Here is a 16,075-nt window from a genome sequence, read left to right on the forward strand (position 1 = left end):
CAGCGCGCGCTGGCGCAAATAAGCTAGTCTCTCGGTAGTCCCTCGAGCGCGTCGAGTCGCGACTCCGTCGTTGCAAGTGTCGTCTCGTCGCCGTCTGCCACGTACGCTCCGATACCGCGAGCCGCCTCGACCAGCGTCTCGGCCGCTCGCGTCGAAATCGCACCGTCGAGCGCGAGCGCGCGCTTCACGTGCCCGCGCAGGCGACCCAACTGGTCACTCGCCGTCTCGTCGGGGTGTTCGTCCAGATACGTCCGGAGGTCCTCGCGGTACTCTTCGACTCCCCTCGCGTACGCGAGCCCGCGTGAGTCCACCAGTGAGTCGGAGACCTGCTCGCGTGCCGGTCGCTCGCCGTCCCCTGCACCGGCCAACAGCGAGAGGAAGTACGACTCCTCGTCGTCGGTAACGCTCGTCGCCCGCCCGACCGTATCAGCGACCATCCGGAGCTCCATCGCGGCCAGATACGTGTCATCCAGCGGCTGCACCTCGCCGCCGCTGATGAATCCGTAGCCACGGGTGAACTCCCGGGCCGTCTTGACGGCGCGCTCGGCGACCGTCCGGAGCGGTTGTTCGTCGACCAGCGACTGCACCTCGGTCAAATCGAGCGGCGCGGCCGTCGCGGTGTGGAGCCGACGCTCCTCGTCGACGCCGACGCTCCGGGGACTCCCGCAGTTCGGACACTCCACGCTGCCGGTCTCGTAGTACGCCCAGCGCGTACCGCAGTCCTGACACTCGCGGTCGCCGCGAACCTTCATACGCAATCGTTGTCCCGCCGGCTGAAAACCCCTCTGTCCGGCCGTGTCGAAATCTGTCACACCACATAGGTTTAAGTGTATAAGGCTCCCACCAGTAGATATGTCGGACACACCGACGCTACACGAGGATAGAGTAAGTCGCCGCGAGGCGGCTGGCCGGGAAATTCGACGGTAATGTAACTGTCTCCCGGGACTCACAGGAACTGCTTCTGCACGTCGACGGTGAGGAACACGTACTCGACACCGAGACGGCCACGGAGCTTCGCCAACAGCTTGGCGACGCCCTGACCGGCACTCGCGAGTACGTCTACACTAGCGGCGAGTGTCGCGCGGACGGCAGCTACGTCGTCGCGCGCCGCGGTGCTGGCTCCGCCGGCCACCGCAAGGTGTTCGAGAGCTTCGAGGCGCTCACCGCACTGTATGAATCACTCTCGACTGAGTTCACCGCCGATGACCTCTCCGGCAGCGGGCTGACCGACAGCCGACGACACATCGTGTTGCGCCACTTCGTCGAGCACCCGCGCTTCGACTGCGAGTTGGCGAGCCGTCAGCCGCTCACCGTGCGGAAGCTCTAATCTTTTCTCGCGGGCGGGCGAGCTTGGAGTATGACGTTCTCCATCGTTGCCCGCGACCCCGAGACCCGTGCTATCGGCGTTGCCGTCCAGTCGAAGTTCGTCAGCGTCGGCTCCGTCGTCCCGTTCGCCAGCGCCGACGCCGGCGCGATTGCCACCCAGTCGTTCGCCAACGTCGAGTACGGGCCCGACGGTCTCGACCTACTCCGCCGCGGTCACGACGCGGCGGCCGTCGTCGAGACGCTCACCGCCGCCGATAGCGAGGCCGAATCCCGACAGGTCGGCGTGGTCGGTCGAGACGGCTCTGTTGCCGGCTTCACCGGCGACGAGTGTTTCGACACCGCCGGCGACGTTCAAGGCGAGATGTACACCGTCCAGGGAAACATCCTCGAAAACGAGGCGACCGTACGTGCGATGGCCGACACCTACGAGGAGACCGACGGCGGGCTTCCCGAACGACTGCTCGCTGCGCTCCACGCGGGCAACGAGGCCGGCGGTGACTCCCGCGGCGAGCAGTCTGCCGCGCTGTACGTTGTCAAGCCGGAGGGTGGGTACGACGGCGGCAACGACCGCTGGGTCGACGTGCGCGTCGACGACCACGACGCACCAATCGACGAGCTGGAACGCGTGTTCAAGCTCTACGACGTGACCTTGCTCGAACGCGATCCACCGGCCGAGACGACGGAGCTGACGGGCGAGACCGCACGCGCGGTCCAACGGACGCTCGCCGACCTCGGTCTCTACGATGGCGATGTGTCGGAGGTGTTCGACGCGGAAGCGCGCGACGCACTGGAGTCGTTCCGCGGGCTGAACAACTTCGAGAACCACTCGCTCGACGTGTTGGAGGATGCTCTTGCCAACGGCTGGGCCGACGCCGACGGCGAGGGTGAGCCGCGACTCGTCGACGCCATCTGGCATGGTCTCTCGCGACTCGACCGCGTGTAGGCCGGGGCTTTTGCCCTTGCCACCCGAACAGGCGTGTATGCGTGATGAAGCAGAGGTGCGAGAGCAGTACGAGTTCATCAAAGAGCAACTGGAGAGCGAGGAGATGAACCACGAACGGGTCAGACAGATGTTCACCTACTACAAGCGGTCGCTCGGCTGGGTGCTCGAAGAGGAGTATATCTGAGCGGAGCTGTCAGTACGTTTGACGCTGTGTGTCACGGTCGGCAGCTTTATGCTACACACACGTCTTTCACCTGATGACGCTTCGCTTTGGAGGGCCGAAGCGTCAGCGGGGACCAATTCAGGGCGGCAAGCGGCTACCCAGGTTTTCTCTGGGTGGCCGCTTTCCACTCGCTTTCCGTTTACTCGACAGACAGCGGCGCGTCTTCGCCGTCGGTTTCGTCCCACTCGATTTCGAACTCCACTGAGAGTTCCGTCTCCTCGCCTTCGATCTCCCGCTCCACCTGCACCTCGAGTTCGGCTTGACTCGACACGTCGAGGGTAATCGATTCCTCGCCCGACGCCAGCTGCACCGGCTCGCCGGCCGCGAGGTTGTCGGCCACGTCGTGGAGCAGTTGGGCGATGGTCGCTCGGTCGGTATCGCGCTCGAAGCTGAACAGCTGTTCTTCCATAGCTGGTACACATCGTGGACACGATTGAGCTATCTTGTCGGATTCATACCGTGCGTGTCACGACTTGCAGTTCGGTGTCACCGGGGAGACACCGCCGAATCGCCGCTCCCAGGCGTGTAACTCCAAAGATATATTTATTTCTCGCCACGTACGTGGTCGGTATGTACGACCTGACAGGCTTTCAGCGTGACCTGATGTACGTCATCGCCGGCAACGAGGAACCGCACGGGCTCCAGATCAAAGAAGAGTTAGAAGAGTACTACGAGAAAGAGATTCACCACGGCCGGCTCTACCCGAATCTCGACACGCTCGTAGAGAAGGGGCTGGTGGAGAAGGGAGAGATCGACCAGCGGACGAACTACTACACCCTGACGCGGCGCGGCCGCCGAGAGATCGACGCGCGCCGCGACTGGGAGCAGCAGTATCTCGAAGGCGACGAAGCCTGATTACGACTCCTCCTCGCCGATACGTCTGACCGCCGGCTCGGCGGTCGGCTCCGTAGTCGCTTCGCCGGCCGGTTCACTCACAACAGCCGGGTCGACTGCGAAAGGCCGTATCGTCGTCCCGGAGATGAGTTCCGGCAACACCACCCGCGCGAAGTGGACGATGAAAATCAACACGAGTGGGCCGAGGAAGATGCCGTACCAGCCGAACACGAGCGGGCCGAAGATGTACGCGAACATGACCAGTCCGACATGGAGATTTCGCCCCGAGACGTACGGGCGCAACACGAGGTCCGGAATCGTGTCCACGACCACGAACGACAGGACGGTGAAGATAATCGGCATCGCGAACACGGAGTCAGGACTCGATGCGGCCGTGGCGACGAGATAGCCGGAGACGGGGACGTACACCAGTTTCATCCCGATGACCGGGATGAGCGAGGCGGCCCCGGCCAGTAGCCCGATGAGTGCGGGATACGGTATCTGCGGGCCACCGATAGCGAGGACGTTCAACACCGAGTAGATGATTGCGCCGATTGCGGCCGTGAAGACGGCGTTGAGGATGTTTCCGGAGAAGACGCGATAGAGGTCGCGGTCCACCGCCCGGGTGTACTGCTCGAAGATGCCGGCGTCGTCGCCAAAGCGGTTCAGGAGCCAGCGGCCGAGGCGCGGTCCGTCACGAAGCAGATAGAAGACGATGGCGACGATGATGAACAAGCGAAGCAGCACCGCGCCGACCAAGCCGAGATAATCGAGTCCGGTCGTGAGGGTGTTTTGCAGCGTCGCGACGAGATTCGGGTCGTCGAGCAGCGCGGCCGGATCGCTCACGCTCGCCGTGACGTTCGTGTACGGCGTGACCATCGACTGAAACCGGCTCAGATCGGTACCGCGGGCGACGGCGTTGAACTCCCGTAGCCCGATAGTGAGTGAGTACCCCACGAGGAGAAACAGCGGCACAACCAACACGAGGATAGAACTGACGGCGGCGAGTGAGGAAGGAAGCCGAACCCGGAGTCGTCGGTAGACGGGACGAGAGACGTAGTAGACGAACAGCGCGACCGCGAGCGTCCCAAGGAACCGGTTGGCGACCAACGCGAGCAGAACGGACAGAAACCCGCCGAGCGCCCACCACGCGACCGTCCCTCGGCTCACGTCCTCGAGTCTCATACCCCCAGATGTGAGGCTCGGCCGATAAGTCCTCCTACGAGGTCGACCGACGGCACAGCCCTCCCCTATGCGACTGATTCCTCACGGAGCGTATCCAGCTCCGCGAGCAGCGTGTCGATATCCGGTCTGTCGAACGTCGAACTCCCCTCGTAGGCGTACGCGACCTCCGGTTCTGGACCGCGCCGGTCGATGATGACGACCTCCGGCATCCGGCCGAAGAAATCGCTGAACCGACCCAACAGGCCGAATCGGACTGGCTGGTCGTACGCGTCACCCACCGTCGCGTCCGGGTCGGCCAACAGCGGATACGGGAGGTCGTAGCTTTCCTGCCACGTCGCGACCTGCTCGCGTGGCTCCGGGACGATGGATACCACTTCGGCGTCCCGCTGTCGGAACGCGTCGTAGCGTTCGGCCACTTCTTGGACCTGCTTCCGGCAGTTCGTGCAGTAGTGGTCGCGCTGGAAGAACACGACGACGAACGCCACGTCGTCGGACAGCGCCGACAGCGAGAACGGGTCCGGACCGACGGCGACGTTCGGCAGTGAGAACTCCGACACCTGTGTGCTCATACCCGCCGTAGGCCGGCAATCGGCAAAGGTTCACCTCTCGTCGGCGTCGAACCGCGACCGAACCTCTTCGGTCAGGTCGGCGACGACCTGCCGTTCGGCCCGCGTCATCGCGTGAATCGCCTCGTCCGTGTAGTCGATGCTCGCACTCGGGAGCGTCGGCAACAGGGCACTGTCCAGTAGCTCGTTCGGGTCGGCCTCGACCTCGAAGGTCAACACGCCGCGGTGAGTCGACAGCGGCTCGGTGAACGGGAACGCCTCTTGTACCAGTGTCGTCGCCGCTACCTGGCTGTATGCCCCCGCTGCGGCCGCCCAGAAGTCGTCTTCCGGCCGGTCGAGAATGGGCGCGAGCCCCGTTCCGAGTCGGTCGAGTCGCGCGAGCACGTCCTCCGCTACGGCTGCTCGCTGGGCCGGTGTCGCCGTCTCGTCGATGGCCTCGACGTAGCTGTCGTGTGCGAGTAGCTCGTCGGCGAACGCCGCGATCTCCTCGTCGCTCTCGACGGCATCGAGCAACACGCGAAACTGTGCGAGCGATCGTTCTCGGTAGGCGTCGAACTCCCCGGCGACGAGCTGTCGTTCGAGCGCGTCGTTGTTCTCACGGAGCCGGTCGACGACCCGGCCGCCGAGTCCGAACCCGGTTCCGCGGAGCGCTCGCTCGACGCTGAACTCGCGTCGCACGGCCGTCATCGTCGGGTCCAAGAACAGTTCGAACCCCCATTCGGCGGCTCGACGGCTCATACACCGTATTCGGTGGCGTCACAATCAGCGTGTCGGTCCCCCCGACGCGCCGGTACATCTACCCGACACCGCGTGCAAGGTCGAACATCCACACACCTCGTTCGTGGCTCATCGAAAGCGTTCCCCGCCTGTGGGCGCTGTGGGCGGCGAGTCGACCGAGCCAGCTCGCGCTCATCGGACTGCTGTACGCGCTCGGGGTCGGGATGGCGACGACGGGACCGCCGATTGTCACCGCAGCATTCACTCCGCGGCTCACGCGCCCTCTCCTCCTCGGTGGGGTCGCCGTCCTTGCCGTGGCGGTCACGGTCCACTACGCGAATGAGTACGCCGACGCCGACACGGACACGCTCGCCGACCGGACGCCCTTCTCCGGGGGGAGCGGCGCGCTCGTCGAAACTGAGCTCCCGGCGTCGTTCCTCCGGCGTGCGACCATCGGGGCGGGAGTCCTCGCCGTCACACTACTGGCTGTCGGTGCCTTCGGCCCGCTCTCTCCGACTGCTGTCGTGCTCGCTGCGACCATTCTCGTCGCTGGTGTCGCCTACTCGCTGCCGCCGGTCGCGCTGGTCAGACGCGGGCTCGGCGAGCCGGTGAACATGGCGCTCGGTGGACTCCTGCTCCCGGTGTACGGGGTTGCGGTCGTTGCCCCTCCGACTCCGAGTGCCGCGGCGGTCGTCGTCCCGTTCACGCTTGTCGTCGGCTGTAACCTGCTCGCGGTCCACTGGCCGGACAGAGTGGCCGACGAACGAGTCGGCAAGCGAACGCTCGCCGTCCGGTGGAGACCGATACGGCTCAGGCGCGCGTACGCTACGCTCGCAGTGGTGGCCGCGCTCTCGACGGTCGTGCTCTGGCATGGAGAACTGCTCCCGCCTGTCGTCACAACAGCCCATCTCACGGCCGTTCCGTTCCTTCTGTGGGGGTGGAGAACGCTGACTCGAAAACGGAGTCCCCTGCCGGCCGTCGCCGCGATGGTCGTCCTCGCGGTCGCCCTGACCGCGGGCTGGTGGTGGGTCGGCGTCTGACTGCACTCTCGAGAACGGCCCGCACAACGGTTTAGTTCCGACACTGCCTACGTCGTAGCAATGGACGGCGCGACCGGCGACACGACAGACACTCCCTCGGCGGTCGCGCGACAGCTCCTCGAGCGCGTCCGGCGCGAACAGCCGACGGAGTCACGCGAACACGCGCTCGCCGCGCTCGACGAGGCGTCCCTCGCCGACCTGCGGACCGACCGCCGGAGTGCACTCGCGTTCTGGCTCAACGTCTACAACGCCACCGCACAGCTCCTGTTGGAGCGACGGCCCGCGCTGTACGAGTCGCGCTGGCGGTTCTTCCGCACGACCGCCGCTACCGTCGCTGGTATCGACGTGAGTCTCGACGACATCGAACACGGCATCATGCGCGACAAGCAGTCGAAGTACGGGCTCGGGTACCTCCCGCGGCTCGCCCGGTGTCGCTTCGGCCCGGCCTACCGGCTCGACGTCGACCCCCGGATTCATTTTGCACTCAACTGCGGGGCAGCGAGCTGTCCGGCGATTCTGTCGTACGACGCCGAGACGGTCGACCAGACACTCGACGGCGCCACCGAGCAGTATCTCGCCCAGCACGTACAGTACGACGAGGTACTCGACCGCGTTCGGGTCCCGCGGGTGTGTCTCTGGTTCGTCGGCGACTTCGGAGGCCCGTCGGGGGTGCGGGCGTTTCTGCGCGACTACGGCCGGATTCCGCGCGGGGCGAGTCCGTCGCTCAGCTTCGACGGGTACGACTGGACGCGCGTCCCCCGGCGGTTCGATACGAGCGAGTGAGGCCGGTCTTAAAACTGGTACCGGCGGTCGTCGTTCGGCTCGGGGGTCTGCTGGCCGGTCATCTCGGCGAACGTCATCCCCGAGAGATACTCGTCGTAGGTGCAGTCGTACTCCGAGCGCAGATGGAAGTCGATGTTGCCGGTCTCGACCTGTCGCTGGAACAGGCCGTGAATCGCACGCCGGAACAGTTCGGCTGGGTCGTCCGTGCCGTAGGCAGCTGACAACAGCGCCAGTTCGTTGCGCGTCTCGGCGTCGAGAACGACGGTACACTCATCGCCGAGGTCGCGAGCCGCGTTCTCTACGTCCGTTTGGAGGTGGTCGAGCGTCATATCCAACGAACGCGACCGAGCCGCATAACTACCCCCGGTTCGGGTAAACGTCACGCTCAAGCGAACGTCACCGCTAACACGTGGTAATGACGGAGTCCGGTCCGCTGCCCGAAGACGTGTCGGCCGTGCAGTCCAGCCTCATCGAGTGGTACGAGACCGACCACCGCTCGTTCCCGTGGCGCGAGACGGCTGATCCCTACCGAATTCTCGTGAGCGAGGTGATGAGCCAACAGACACAGCTCTCCCGCGTCGAGGAAGCGTACCACGACTTCCTCGATGAGTGGCCCGACGTGGCCGCGCTCGCCGGGGCCGCCCAGTCGGACGTTGTCGGGTTCTGGAGCAGCCACTCGCTCGGCTACAATAATCGTGCGACATATCTCCACGAGGCCGCACAGCAGGTCCGTGACGCGTACGACGGCTCCTTTCCCGAATCCCCCGGCGAGCTGCAGGAACTGATGGGCGTGGGTCCCTACACCGCCAACGCGGTCGCCTCTTTCGCGTTCAACAACGGAGACGCCGTGGTCGACACGAACGTGAAACGCGTCCTCCATCGCGCGTTTGCGGAAATCCATAATGTGGACGATCCGGATTACGAAACGGTTGCGAACGCGCTCATGCCGGCCGGAGAGTCCCGAATCTGGAACAACGCGATTATGGAACTGGGTGGCGTCGCATGTCAGAAGCAACCTCGGTGTGACGAGGAAGGATGCCCATGGCGCGAGTGGTGTCACGCGTACCAGACCGGTGACTTCACCGCACCCGACGTGCCCACACAGCCGAGCTTTGAGGGGAGCCGACGGCAGTTCCGGGGTCGGATCATTCGACTCCTCGGCGAACACGACGAAATGGACCTAGACACGCTTGGTCATCGGATTCGTGTGGACTACACACCTGACGGTGAGCACGGGCGAAAGTGGCTGCAGGGTCTCCTTTCGGACCTTTCTGACGACGGTCTCGTCCAAGTTGAGGAAGGGGACGATCAGATAACGGCTCGCCTCCAGTAGTCTGATTCAGGTCCGCTGAACGACTCACATTCGAGAAGGGAATATATTATTTCACACCTGATTTAGGTTCTATGTCCGATGAGCGCCTCTCAAGTCGACTTTTGGTAAACCCGATCTCAACGAGTACCTTTATTCCCGCTCGGATTTAGATTCTATGTACGCTAAGCGGCTATGGGATCAACAAACGAAGAAGAGACTCAACGAAAGAGCCTGTCGACACGTGAATCGCAGGCACTCTCACGGCTTGCAAGCGAGGGCCGACAGATCATCACCATCGGTGATATGGCGGATGTCCTGGACATCCCTCGGAAGTCAGCCAAGGATATGGCGTATACGCTCAAGAAGAAGGGCTGGCTTGAGCGGATCGCGTACGGGAAGTATCTCATCCTGCCACTCGCTGCGGGTGAGAACGCCGTGTATACCGAACACGAGTTCGTGATCGCGTCCGCACTCGTCGAGCCGATGTACATCGGGTACTGGAGTGCGATGAACCATCACAGGCTTACAGAGCAGCTGTCCCGTACTGTGTACATCGTGACGACAGAACGCGCCCAAGAACGCGAAATCCACGGGGTTACCTATCAACCGGTGACAGTTACTGAGCAGAAATTCTTCGGCTATCAACCGACTGCGGTCGGGTCTAACCAAGTGAATATTTCGAGTATCGAGAAAACGCTGGTCGATTGCGCTGACCATCCGGAGTTCTGTGGAGGCATCGACGAGCTTGCAAAGGCAATGCAGAACGCGGCAGAAACGCGATGTTCCTGGGAGCGGGTCGTCGAGTATCTGCGGCGAGTCGGGAACGGTGCCGCGACGAAACGAATCGTCTACCTCGCCGACCAGTTGGAGATCGAGCTTCCGGAGTACGACGAGATCGTCGAGAACTTCACGACTGGGTACCCGTTGCTTGATCCGACGAGAGAAGCGAAGGGCACCCGCGACAGCACGTACCAACTCCGCCTGAATGTCAGCCCCGAATCGTTCCAGCCGGAGGACTTCTCATAATGATTTCCGAACCGCAACTCCGGCGGCTGGCCAGAGGGTTGGATGTTCGCCTCGGCTACGCGGAGAAGAACTACGTTAATTCGTGGATCCTCTGGGCGATCTACACGAGCCAATACGGCGATAACCTGCTGTTCAAGGGCGGCACTGCGCTCAGTAAGTTGTACTTCCCGGAGACGTGGCGCTATTCGGAGGATCTTGATTTCGGTGTCGAGGGAGAGTACCAAGGGAGCGAAGCGGAGTTGCGAGACGTATTGAAAGACGCTACCAGAGCCTCCGGCATCGACTTTGAGGTGACCAAACACCGCGAGCTGCAGAAAGAAGCGTATCCGACACACTACGTCGGTGTCAACATCCAGTACACCGCTGTGCTCAGTCACAAGAACACAACAAGCTTGGACGTTATGATCGATGAACACGTTGCGTTCCCTTCGGAAAACCATCGCCACAGCTACGAGGATGTCCCCGAATTCGAGTTGACCGCGTACAGCGTAGAGGAGATTTTCGCAGAGAAGTTGCGAGCGCTCTATCAGCGATCACAGGCTCGGGATTACTACGATCTCTATCGGATGATTACCGAGGCTGACGTTGGTGACTCGGTTATCCGTCCGGCATTCACGCGAAAGTGTGAACACGACGGTCTGGACATCGACCTCCGAGACAGACTTCCCAGGGAGAAACGGGATGAAATCCGCGACGGCTGGCAGAATACCCTTCCCGACCTGGTTGCGGATCTTTCCGAGTTCAACTTAATGTATGACACGCTCGAAGACTACATCAGTTCGATATAGACGAATCGTAGCCTGGGTAATACCTCTCCGGAGACGGATGGCTGCGTCTTCTCCGGATCTATGGTATATCTCGCCAACCATCGGGCGTTTGAAGAAATCCATAATGTGGACGATCCGGATTACGAAACGGTTGCGAACGCGATCATGCCGGACGGAGAGTCCCGAATCTGGAACAATGCAATTATGGAACTCGGCGGTGTCGCCTGCGGAAAGAAACCACGGTGTGACGAGGCAAGTTGCCCGTGGCGGGAGTGGTGTCACGCGTACCAGACCGGCGATTTCACCGCGCCGGAGGTTCCCACTCAGCCGAGCTTCGAGGGGAGCCGCCGACAGATGCGCGGGCGCGTGGTTAAGCTTCTTAACGAGCACGGCGAACTACAACTCGACACACTCGGCCATCGGGTCCGCGTCGATTACGCACCGGACGGCGAGTACGGCCGCGAGTGGCTGCGTGGACTGCTCGCCGACCTCGCGGACGACGGGCTGGTCGACATCGAAGACGGAAGCGAGGATACGATGGTTCGGCTCCGGAGCTGAATCGGTAACTCAGACGCCCCAGCGCAGACCGACCATCGTCCCGACGATTGCGATCATCAAGACGAGTTCGACGAGACTCAACATGCCGTACTTCTTGTTCAGCTCCGCGAGCCGCTCGTGGTCCGTGTCCTCGGCCGCGATTTCATCGAACATCCCGGCGGTAAACGAGTGGAGCGGACCGAACCCGAGCACGAGCAGCGCGACCGCGATAGCGAGTGCAGCCCACAGCGTCGGCGACGGCGACGCCCACAGTCCCATCATGGCCGCGAGTCCGATGCCCGAGCCGACGACGCCGACCGATATCGGCTCCATGAGGAGGTTCATCCGCGGGACGAACCCTTTCGCGAACTCGACGTTTGCTCCCTCCGAGAGCGACCCCATAACGGGACCGAGCACGACTGCACCCAACACCGCCGTCCCGAACCAGAACGCCCCGAGGAACAGGTGGACGGCGAACATGACCCGAACGTCTCCGGAGAGATACCCCACGACGGGGAGCGCGAGCGGAATCGCAACCGCGCCCGCGGCGAAGGGCCGGGACGCGGCGTCGGCCATCAGACTGTAGCGTTCGCGGCGACTCGTCGGTCGATGTGCGTCAGCAAGTGACATAATTCCCCACGACTGAACGACATATATCCGAGGGTCAAAAATCTTCGCCGAGCGAAGCGACGCCCGCTGTGGATAACAGCCGATATGTGTGGCGGCCCGACAGTGGGAGCATGGACACCGTTCGCGTTGCCGCGCTCGTCGGTGGCCTTCGCGAGACCAGCTACACGCGTCTCGCCTGCGAGCACGTTCTCGAGACGGCAGCCGGCTACAACCGCGTCGAGACCGACCTCATCGACTTACGGGCGTTCGACCTCCCGCCGTACAACCACGACCACGACGACCCCGGCGACAGTGCTGACCTGCTCGCGCGGGTCGAGCGCGCCGACGCCGTCGTCCTCGGGACGCCGAACTACCACGCCTCCTACTCGGGCGTGTTGAAGAACGCGCTCGACTACTGTGGGTTCGACGAGTTCGACGGGACGACCGTCGGCCTGCTCACCGCCGCCGGCGGCGGCTACTCCTCCAGTCCGGTCGATCACCTGCGTATCGTCGCCCGCGCTGTCGGCGCGTGGGTCGTCCCCCACCAGGTCGCGATTCAGAACGCGAGTTCGCGCTTCGAGAACGGCGTGCTCACCGACGAGCAGTCCGCCGACCGGGTCACAAAACTGGGCGAGCAGTTGGTCGCGTACGCGACGATCGAACCTGACGAGCGCACCCGAGAGTAGTCAGGGGTGAAAAATCCGGAGGTGGCTACCGACGAACGCAACGACTTTCTCCGTGACCGCGTGCACCCGAGTATGCACGCCATCACGAACAGCGGGTGGGTCGAAGTCGTGACCGGCTCGATGTTCTCCGGAAAGACCGAAGAGCTTCTCCGCCGCGTCCGTCGCGCGGAAATCGCGGGCCAGTCGGTCGCCGCTTTCACGCCAGCGCTCGATGACCGCTACGGCACTGCCACCATCGGGAGCCACGTCGGCCAGCAGATCGAGGCGACCGTCGTCGACAGCGACGACCCCGGTCCTGGGATTCACGGGACGCTCAACGGCGAGGAGGTCATCGCCGTCGACGAGGCGAACTTCTTTTCGGGTGCGCTCGTCGACGCCTGCGAGGAGCTGGCCGCCGAGGGCAGACGCGTCCTCGTCTCCGGCACGGACCAGACGTTCCGCGGCGAGCCGTTTTATCCCCTCCCGGAGCTGATGGCCATCGCCGAGTACGTCGACAAGTATCAGGCAATCTGTTCGCAGTGTGGCGAGCCGGCCTCGCGAAATCAGCGACTCATCGAAGGGGAGCCGGCCCACTACGACGACCCGACGGTGCTCGTCGGCGCAGAGGAGTCATACGAGGCGCGGTGTCGAGACTGTCACGTCGTCAGACGGGACTAGCCCGGAACCGCTTAGTCCGGCCCGACGTAACATCTCGGTGTGACTACGTGGGTCGAGAATCCGGACGGGGGCCGCGAGCGCGGACCGCGCGGGCTGGTGCGGGCGTGGCTGGAACTGCTCGCGCGACCGCGACGCTTCTTTCGAAACGGCATCTCGCCGGGCGACCAGTCGCCGGGACTCAGCTTCGTCATCGTCGTCTCCTTCTGCTACACGGCGACACGATTCGCGACACTTCCCGCCTCCAGACCCGGCTTCTTCGCGAGCGAAGCGGCGTCCGTTCTCGTCGGCCTGTTGCTCGCCACGTTCATCATCGGGCCGGTCGGGCTGCATCTCGTCGCCGCCATGCAGGTCGTGTTGACCATCGCGTTCGTGCGCGACCGCGGGGGCGTGAGCAAGACCGTGCAGGTGCTCGCGTACGCGACCGCGCCGATGGCGCTTGCCGGGGTCGGGGTTCCACCGATACTCGCGGGCACGCCCCTCGTCGCCGAACTCGTGGCCGCGTGGCGGGTCGGTCTCGCGCTGTGGGGCTGTGGCCTGCTGGTCGTGGGGATGGCGACGGTCCACGACATCTCAATCCACCGTGCCGTCGTCGTCGTGGCGGTGCCGGCCGTCATCGTCTTCGGCTACTTCTTCGGTGGCATCTATTCACTGGAGACGCTCGTCGGCGTCGATATCGTCTCACGCCCGCCGCCGACGGGAGAGATGGAAACACAGTTACTCGCCGCTCGCGAACCGCCGGTGTGACGAACACGCAGATCACGCTCATCCAGATCGACAACTACGGACCGTGGACGGTGACGCCCGAGCCGCGCCGCGAGGTCGACCTCCAGACGCTCCAGTCCCGGCTGTACGCCGATCTCTCACAGCTGTTCGGCAACCGCGAGGGGTACGTCTTCTTCACCCGCTTCGACAACATGATCGCCGTGACGAACGGGCTGGACGCCGACGCCCACGCCCTCATCCAAGAGTCCGTCAGCAACCGCTACCCGGTCACCATCTCGCTGGGCGTCGAGACGGACGCCAACCCCGCTAAGGCACTCGGGACGGCGACGGAGCACCTCCAAGAGGCCGGCTCCGCACAGGACGCCGCCCGGACCGAGGTGCTCCGCGGGGACCCGCTCGCCGAGTCCAACCGCACCGACGAGGACGTCCAAATCGCGCACTTCGACGTGAACGACGCCACCGGCAAGTACACCGACCAGCTCAACGAGTACGACTCCTTCATCCAGATCGAACAGGGGTACGCAAGCCTGATGAAACACATGCGCGAGGAACACGACGGGCTTTCCTTCTTCGTCGGCGGCGACAACATCATCGCGGTCTGTCCCGCGATGGACGGCGACGCCTACAAGTCGGCCATCGACCACGTTCGCGAGGACGTCGGCGTCGATCTCAAGGTGGGAGTCGGACGGGCACGAACCGCACAGGCGGCTGGCATGGACGCCAAGCACGCGCTCGAAACCTGCCGCCACGAGGCGACGACCGTCGAGTTCCGATAGCGCGCAACCGTCGCGCCGGTGCGCACGTTTATTACCCCTCCCACGTTACCCACGCGTGGTATGTCAGAACGACTCAATCGACGGACCGTGTTGCGCGGACTCGGCGTTGCCGGGATGGCCGGACTCGCCGGCTGTTCCAGCGGCGGCGACAACGGAGATGGCGGCAACGGTGGAGATGGCAGTGACGGTGACGGTGACGGTGACGGTGACGGTGACGGTGGCTCCACCGACCGCACGCTCCGACAGGGTGTCTTGATGCCCGAGACCGGCGACCTCGCCAGTCTCGGCACCGCGATTCGCGACGGTGCGATTCTCCCGTTTGCCGTCCTCGAAGACGATGAGGACAATCCCTTCGAGCTCGACTACACCGTCGGCGACACGCAGACGAACCCCAACGCCGGAGTCTCGGCCGCGAACAACCTGAACAATCAGGGGTACCCGGCGGTTACGGGGGCCGCCTCTTCGGAGGTCTCTATCGCGGTGTACGAGAACGTCCTCGTCCCGAACGGCATCGTCGGCTGCTCGCCGGCGTCCACCTCGCCCGCGATTACGGACCTCGAAGACAACGGACTCATCTACCGTACCCCGCCGACGGACGCACTCCAGGGCGAGGTGCTCTCACAGGTCGCGATGGAGCGTGAAGACGCCAGCACGGCCGCGACCCTCTACGTCAACAACTCCTACGGACAGCTGCTGTCCGAGAGTTTCTCCTCGGCCTTCGAGGAGAACGGCGGCACCGTCCAGACGACGGTCGCCTTCGAGCAGTCACAGAGCTCCTACGCCGCGCGCCTCTCCGACGTGCTCGCCGACGACCCGGATATTCTCATCGTCATCGGCTACCCCGAGTCGGGGATTCAGCTGTTCCGCGACTACTACTCCAACTACGACGGTTCGCTCCCGATTCTCGTCACGGACGGGCTACAGGACTCGGCGCTCCCGTCGGAGGTCGGCAACGCGATGGAGAACGTGAAGGGGACGGCCCCGCTCGCGGCCGGGCCGGGCCGCGACTACTTCACCGAACAGTATCAAAACGAGTACGACAGCGAGCCGGGCGTGTTCACCTCACAGGCGTTCGACGCGACGGCCGTCTGTCTGCTCGCCAACGCTGCCGCCGGTGAGAACGACGGCGCAGCAATCGCCCAGGAGATGCAGAACGTCGCCAACCCCGGCGGCGAGGAAGTGATGCCGAGCACCCTCGGTGAGGGGCTCGCGATGGCCGCGGAAGGGACCGAAATCCAGTACGTCGGTGCCTCCAGTGCCGTCGACTTCGACGACAACGGCGACCTGCAGGCGGCGACCTACCAGTACTTCGGCTTCGAGGAAGGCGGCGGTATCCGCACCATCGACGAGATTCAGTACAGCTAA

Annotated in this window: 21 protein-coding genes and 1 pseudogene; 15 read left to right on the forward strand and 7 right to left on the reverse strand. The window is 63.8% G+C overall.

All coding sequences use genetic code 11. The annotated features are described in order from the left end of the window. Positions 1-23: 23 nt before the first annotated feature. Entirely contained in the window at positions 24-752 is a 729-nt protein-coding gene (locus DMP03_RS10490; protein ID WP_152120621.1) for a DUF7117 family protein, read from the reverse strand. Between the two features lie 284 nt (positions 753-1,036). Here DMP03_RS10490 and DMP03_RS14990 point away from each other — a divergent pair, with 284 nt between their 5' ends. The 3 genes from DMP03_RS14990 to DMP03_RS14350 are packed head-to-tail and all read left to right on the forward strand — an operon-like array spanning position 1,037 to position 2,453. After that, entirely contained in the window at positions 1,037-1,327 is a 291-nt protein-coding gene (locus tag DMP03_RS14990; protein ID WP_442777704.1) for a DUF7528 family protein, read from the forward strand. Positions 1,328-1,357: 30 nt separating this feature from the next. After that, positions 1,358-2,269: a DUF1028 domain-containing protein gene (locus DMP03_RS10500; RefSeq protein WP_152120623.1), complete on the forward strand. Its 912-nt coding sequence runs from the start codon at positions 1,358-1,360 to the stop codon at positions 2,267-2,269. Between the two features lie 37 nt (positions 2,270-2,306). After that, entirely contained in the window at positions 2,307-2,453 is a 147-nt protein-coding gene (locus tag DMP03_RS14350) for a hypothetical protein (RefSeq protein WP_172967132.1), read from the forward strand. 178 nt (positions 2,454-2,631) lie between these two features. Here DMP03_RS14350 and DMP03_RS10505 read toward each other — a convergent pair whose 3' ends face one another. Then, the gene (locus DMP03_RS10505; RefSeq protein WP_152120624.1) at positions 2,632-2,901 is read right to left on the reverse strand and encodes an amphi-Trp domain-containing protein; all 270 of its coding nucleotides are present in this window, start codon (positions 2,899-2,901) and stop codon (positions 2,632-2,634) included. Between the two features lie 161 nt (positions 2,902-3,062). Here DMP03_RS10505 and DMP03_RS10510 point away from each other — a divergent pair, with 161 nt between their 5' ends. Beyond that, complete coding sequence (locus DMP03_RS10510) at positions 3,063-3,347, forward strand: PadR family transcriptional regulator (protein WP_152120625.1); 285 nt, start codon at positions 3,063-3,065, stop codon at positions 3,345-3,347. On the opposite strand, the gene DMP03_RS10515 is transcribed toward DMP03_RS10510, so the two are convergent. The 3 genes from DMP03_RS10515 to DMP03_RS10525 all read right to left on the reverse strand — a co-directional run bounded on the left by DMP03_RS10515 (position 3,348) and on the right by DMP03_RS10525 (position 5,815). Continuing rightward, the gene (locus DMP03_RS10515; protein WP_152120626.1) at positions 3,348-4,511 is read right to left on the reverse strand and encodes an AI-2E family transporter; all 1,164 of its coding nucleotides are present in this window, start codon (positions 4,509-4,511) and stop codon (positions 3,348-3,350) included. Positions 4,512-4,576: 65 nt separating this feature from the next. Continuing rightward, on the reverse strand, positions 4,577-5,080 hold the full coding sequence (locus DMP03_RS10520) for a peroxiredoxin family protein (protein ID WP_152120627.1): 504 nt from the start codon (positions 5,078-5,080) through the stop codon (positions 4,577-4,579). Positions 5,081-5,110: 30 nt separating this feature from the next. Then, the gene (locus DMP03_RS10525; protein WP_152120628.1) at positions 5,111-5,815 is read right to left on the reverse strand and encodes a hypothetical protein; all 705 of its coding nucleotides are present in this window, start codon (positions 5,813-5,815) and stop codon (positions 5,111-5,113) included. 29 nt (positions 5,816-5,844) lie between these two features. Here DMP03_RS10525 and DMP03_RS10530 point away from each other — a divergent pair, with 29 nt between their 5' ends. Together DMP03_RS10530 and DMP03_RS10535 are read left to right on the forward strand one after the other, a co-directional pair. Beyond that, positions 5,845-6,834 (forward strand): prenyltransferase, encoded by a 990-nt coding sequence (locus DMP03_RS10530; RefSeq protein WP_235908647.1) that lies wholly within the window; start codon positions 5,845-5,847, stop codon positions 6,832-6,834. Positions 6,835-6,894: 60 nt separating this feature from the next. Continuing rightward, the gene (locus tag DMP03_RS10535) at positions 6,895-7,617 is read left to right on the forward strand and encodes a DUF547 domain-containing protein (protein ID WP_152120629.1); all 723 of its coding nucleotides are present in this window, start codon (positions 6,895-6,897) and stop codon (positions 7,615-7,617) included. A gap of 8 nt (positions 7,618-7,625) precedes the next feature. On the opposite strand, the gene DMP03_RS10540 is transcribed toward DMP03_RS10535, so the two are convergent. Continuing rightward, the gene (locus tag DMP03_RS10540) at positions 7,626-7,946 is read right to left on the reverse strand and encodes a hypothetical protein (RefSeq protein ID WP_152120630.1); all 321 of its coding nucleotides are present in this window, start codon (positions 7,944-7,946) and stop codon (positions 7,626-7,628) included. 86 nt (positions 7,947-8,032) lie between these two features. Between DMP03_RS10540 and DMP03_RS10545 the strand changes: the two genes are divergently transcribed. From DMP03_RS10545 to DMP03_RS10560, 4 genes and pseudogenes are all read left to right on the forward strand, one after another. Then, positions 8,033-8,950 (forward strand): A/G-specific adenine glycosylase, encoded by a 918-nt coding sequence (locus DMP03_RS10545; RefSeq protein WP_152120631.1) that lies wholly within the window; start codon positions 8,033-8,035, stop codon positions 8,948-8,950. A gap of 171 nt (positions 8,951-9,121) precedes the next feature. After that, a complete protein-coding gene (locus DMP03_RS10550; RefSeq protein WP_152120632.1) occupies positions 9,122-9,955 on the forward strand; it encodes a type IV toxin-antitoxin system AbiEi family antitoxin domain-containing protein in 834 nt (277 codons plus the stop codon). Further along, positions 9,955-10,743: a nucleotidyl transferase AbiEii/AbiGii toxin family protein gene (locus tag DMP03_RS10555; protein WP_152120633.1), complete on the forward strand. Its 789-nt coding sequence runs from the start codon at positions 9,955-9,957 to the stop codon at positions 10,741-10,743. Before DMP03_RS10550 ends, DMP03_RS10555 begins: the two co-directional genes overlap by 1 nt. Positions 10,744-10,821: 78 nt before the next feature. Further along, positions 10,822-11,280: pseudogene (locus DMP03_RS10560) on the forward strand (A/G-specific adenine glycosylase); the annotation flags it as partial. A gap of 9 nt (positions 11,281-11,289) precedes the next feature. Here DMP03_RS10560 and DMP03_RS10565 read toward each other — a convergent pair. After that, positions 11,290-11,889, reverse strand: a complete 600-nt coding sequence (locus tag DMP03_RS10565; RefSeq protein WP_152120634.1) for a hypothetical protein — start codon at positions 11,887-11,889, stop codon at positions 11,290-11,292. Positions 11,890-11,999: 110 nt separating this feature from the next. Here DMP03_RS10565 and DMP03_RS10570 point away from each other — a divergent pair, with 110 nt between their 5' ends. The 5 genes from DMP03_RS10570 (at position 12,000) to DMP03_RS10590 (ending at position 16,075) form a co-directional block, all read left to right on the forward strand. Continuing rightward, positions 12,000-12,554, forward strand: a complete 555-nt coding sequence (locus DMP03_RS10570) for an NADPH-dependent FMN reductase (RefSeq protein ID WP_152120635.1) — start codon at positions 12,000-12,002, stop codon at positions 12,552-12,554. Between the two features lie 72 nt (positions 12,555-12,626). After that, on the forward strand, positions 12,627-13,211 hold the full coding sequence (locus DMP03_RS10575; protein ID WP_152120636.1) for a thymidine kinase: 585 nt from the start codon (positions 12,627-12,629) through the stop codon (positions 13,209-13,211). Between the two features lie 39 nt (positions 13,212-13,250). Continuing rightward, a complete protein-coding gene (locus DMP03_RS10580) occupies positions 13,251-13,955 on the forward strand; it encodes a YIP1 family protein (RefSeq protein WP_152120637.1) in 705 nt (234 codons plus the stop codon). Further along, positions 13,952-14,710, forward strand: a complete 759-nt coding sequence (locus tag DMP03_RS10585; RefSeq protein ID WP_152120638.1) for a GTP cyclohydrolase III — start codon at positions 13,952-13,954, stop codon at positions 14,708-14,710. Before DMP03_RS10580 ends, DMP03_RS10585 begins: the two co-directional genes overlap by 4 nt. A gap of 60 nt (positions 14,711-14,770) precedes the next feature. Then, positions 14,771-16,075, forward strand: coding sequence for an ABC transporter substrate-binding protein (locus tag DMP03_RS10590; protein WP_152120639.1), 1,305 nt, complete (start codon positions 14,771-14,773; stop codon positions 16,073-16,075).

The sequence above is a fragment of the Halosegnis rubeus genome (assembly GCF_009184545.1).
In the GTDB taxonomy this organism is placed as follows: domain Archaea; phylum Halobacteriota; class Halobacteria; order Halobacteriales; family Haloarculaceae; genus Halosegnis; species Halosegnis rubeus.

Excerpts from the sequence above, each read along its gene's own strand:
- DMP03_RS10545 (WP_152120631.1), top strand. The coding sequence starts at position 8,033 with ATGACGGAGTCCGGTCCGCTGCCCGAAGACGTGTCGGCCGTGCAGTCC.
- DMP03_RS10505 (WP_152120624.1), bottom strand. The coding sequence starts at position 2,901 with ATGGAAGAACAGCTGTTCAGCTTCGAGCGCGATACCGACCGAGCGACC.
- DMP03_RS10565 (WP_152120634.1), bottom strand. The coding sequence starts at position 11,889 with ATGTCACTTGCTGACGCACATCGACCGACGAGTCGCCGCGAACGCTAC.
- DMP03_RS10570 (WP_152120635.1), top strand. The coding sequence starts at position 12,000 with ATGGACACCGTTCGCGTTGCCGCGCTCGTCGGTGGCCTTCGCGAGACC.
- DMP03_RS10590 (WP_152120639.1), top strand. The coding sequence starts at position 14,771 with ATGTCAGAACGACTCAATCGACGGACCGTGTTGCGCGGACTCGGCGTT.
- DMP03_RS10500 (WP_152120623.1), top strand. The coding sequence starts at position 1,358 with ATGACGTTCTCCATCGTTGCCCGCGACCCCGAGACCCGTGCTATCGGC.
- DMP03_RS14350 (WP_172967132.1), top strand. The coding sequence starts at position 2,307 with ATGCGTGATGAAGCAGAGGTGCGAGAGCAGTACGAGTTCATCAAAGAG.
- DMP03_RS10520 (WP_152120627.1), bottom strand. The coding sequence starts at position 5,080 with ATGAGCACACAGGTGTCGGAGTTCTCACTGCCGAACGTCGCCGTCGGT.
- DMP03_RS10540 (WP_152120630.1), bottom strand. The coding sequence starts at position 7,946 with ATGACGCTCGACCACCTCCAAACGGACGTAGAGAACGCGGCTCGCGAC.
- DMP03_RS10525 (WP_152120628.1), bottom strand. The coding sequence starts at position 5,815 with ATGAGCCGTCGAGCCGCCGAATGGGGGTTCGAACTGTTCTTGGACCCG.
- DMP03_RS10555 (WP_152120633.1), top strand. The coding sequence starts at position 9,955 with ATGATTTCCGAACCGCAACTCCGGCGGCTGGCCAGAGGGTTGGATGTT.
- DMP03_RS10510 (WP_152120625.1), top strand. The coding sequence starts at position 3,063 with ATGTACGACCTGACAGGCTTTCAGCGTGACCTGATGTACGTCATCGCC.
- DMP03_RS10575 (WP_152120636.1), top strand. The coding sequence starts at position 12,627 with ATGCACGCCATCACGAACAGCGGGTGGGTCGAAGTCGTGACCGGCTCG.
- DMP03_RS10550 (WP_152120632.1), top strand. The coding sequence starts at position 9,122 with ATGGGATCAACAAACGAAGAAGAGACTCAACGAAAGAGCCTGTCGACA.
- DMP03_RS10535 (WP_152120629.1), top strand. The coding sequence starts at position 6,895 with ATGGACGGCGCGACCGGCGACACGACAGACACTCCCTCGGCGGTCGCG.
- DMP03_RS10515 (WP_152120626.1), bottom strand. The coding sequence starts at position 4,511 with ATGAGACTCGAGGACGTGAGCCGAGGGACGGTCGCGTGGTGGGCGCTC.
- DMP03_RS10490 (WP_152120621.1), bottom strand. The coding sequence starts at position 752 with ATGAAGGTTCGCGGCGACCGCGAGTGTCAGGACTGCGGTACGCGCTGG.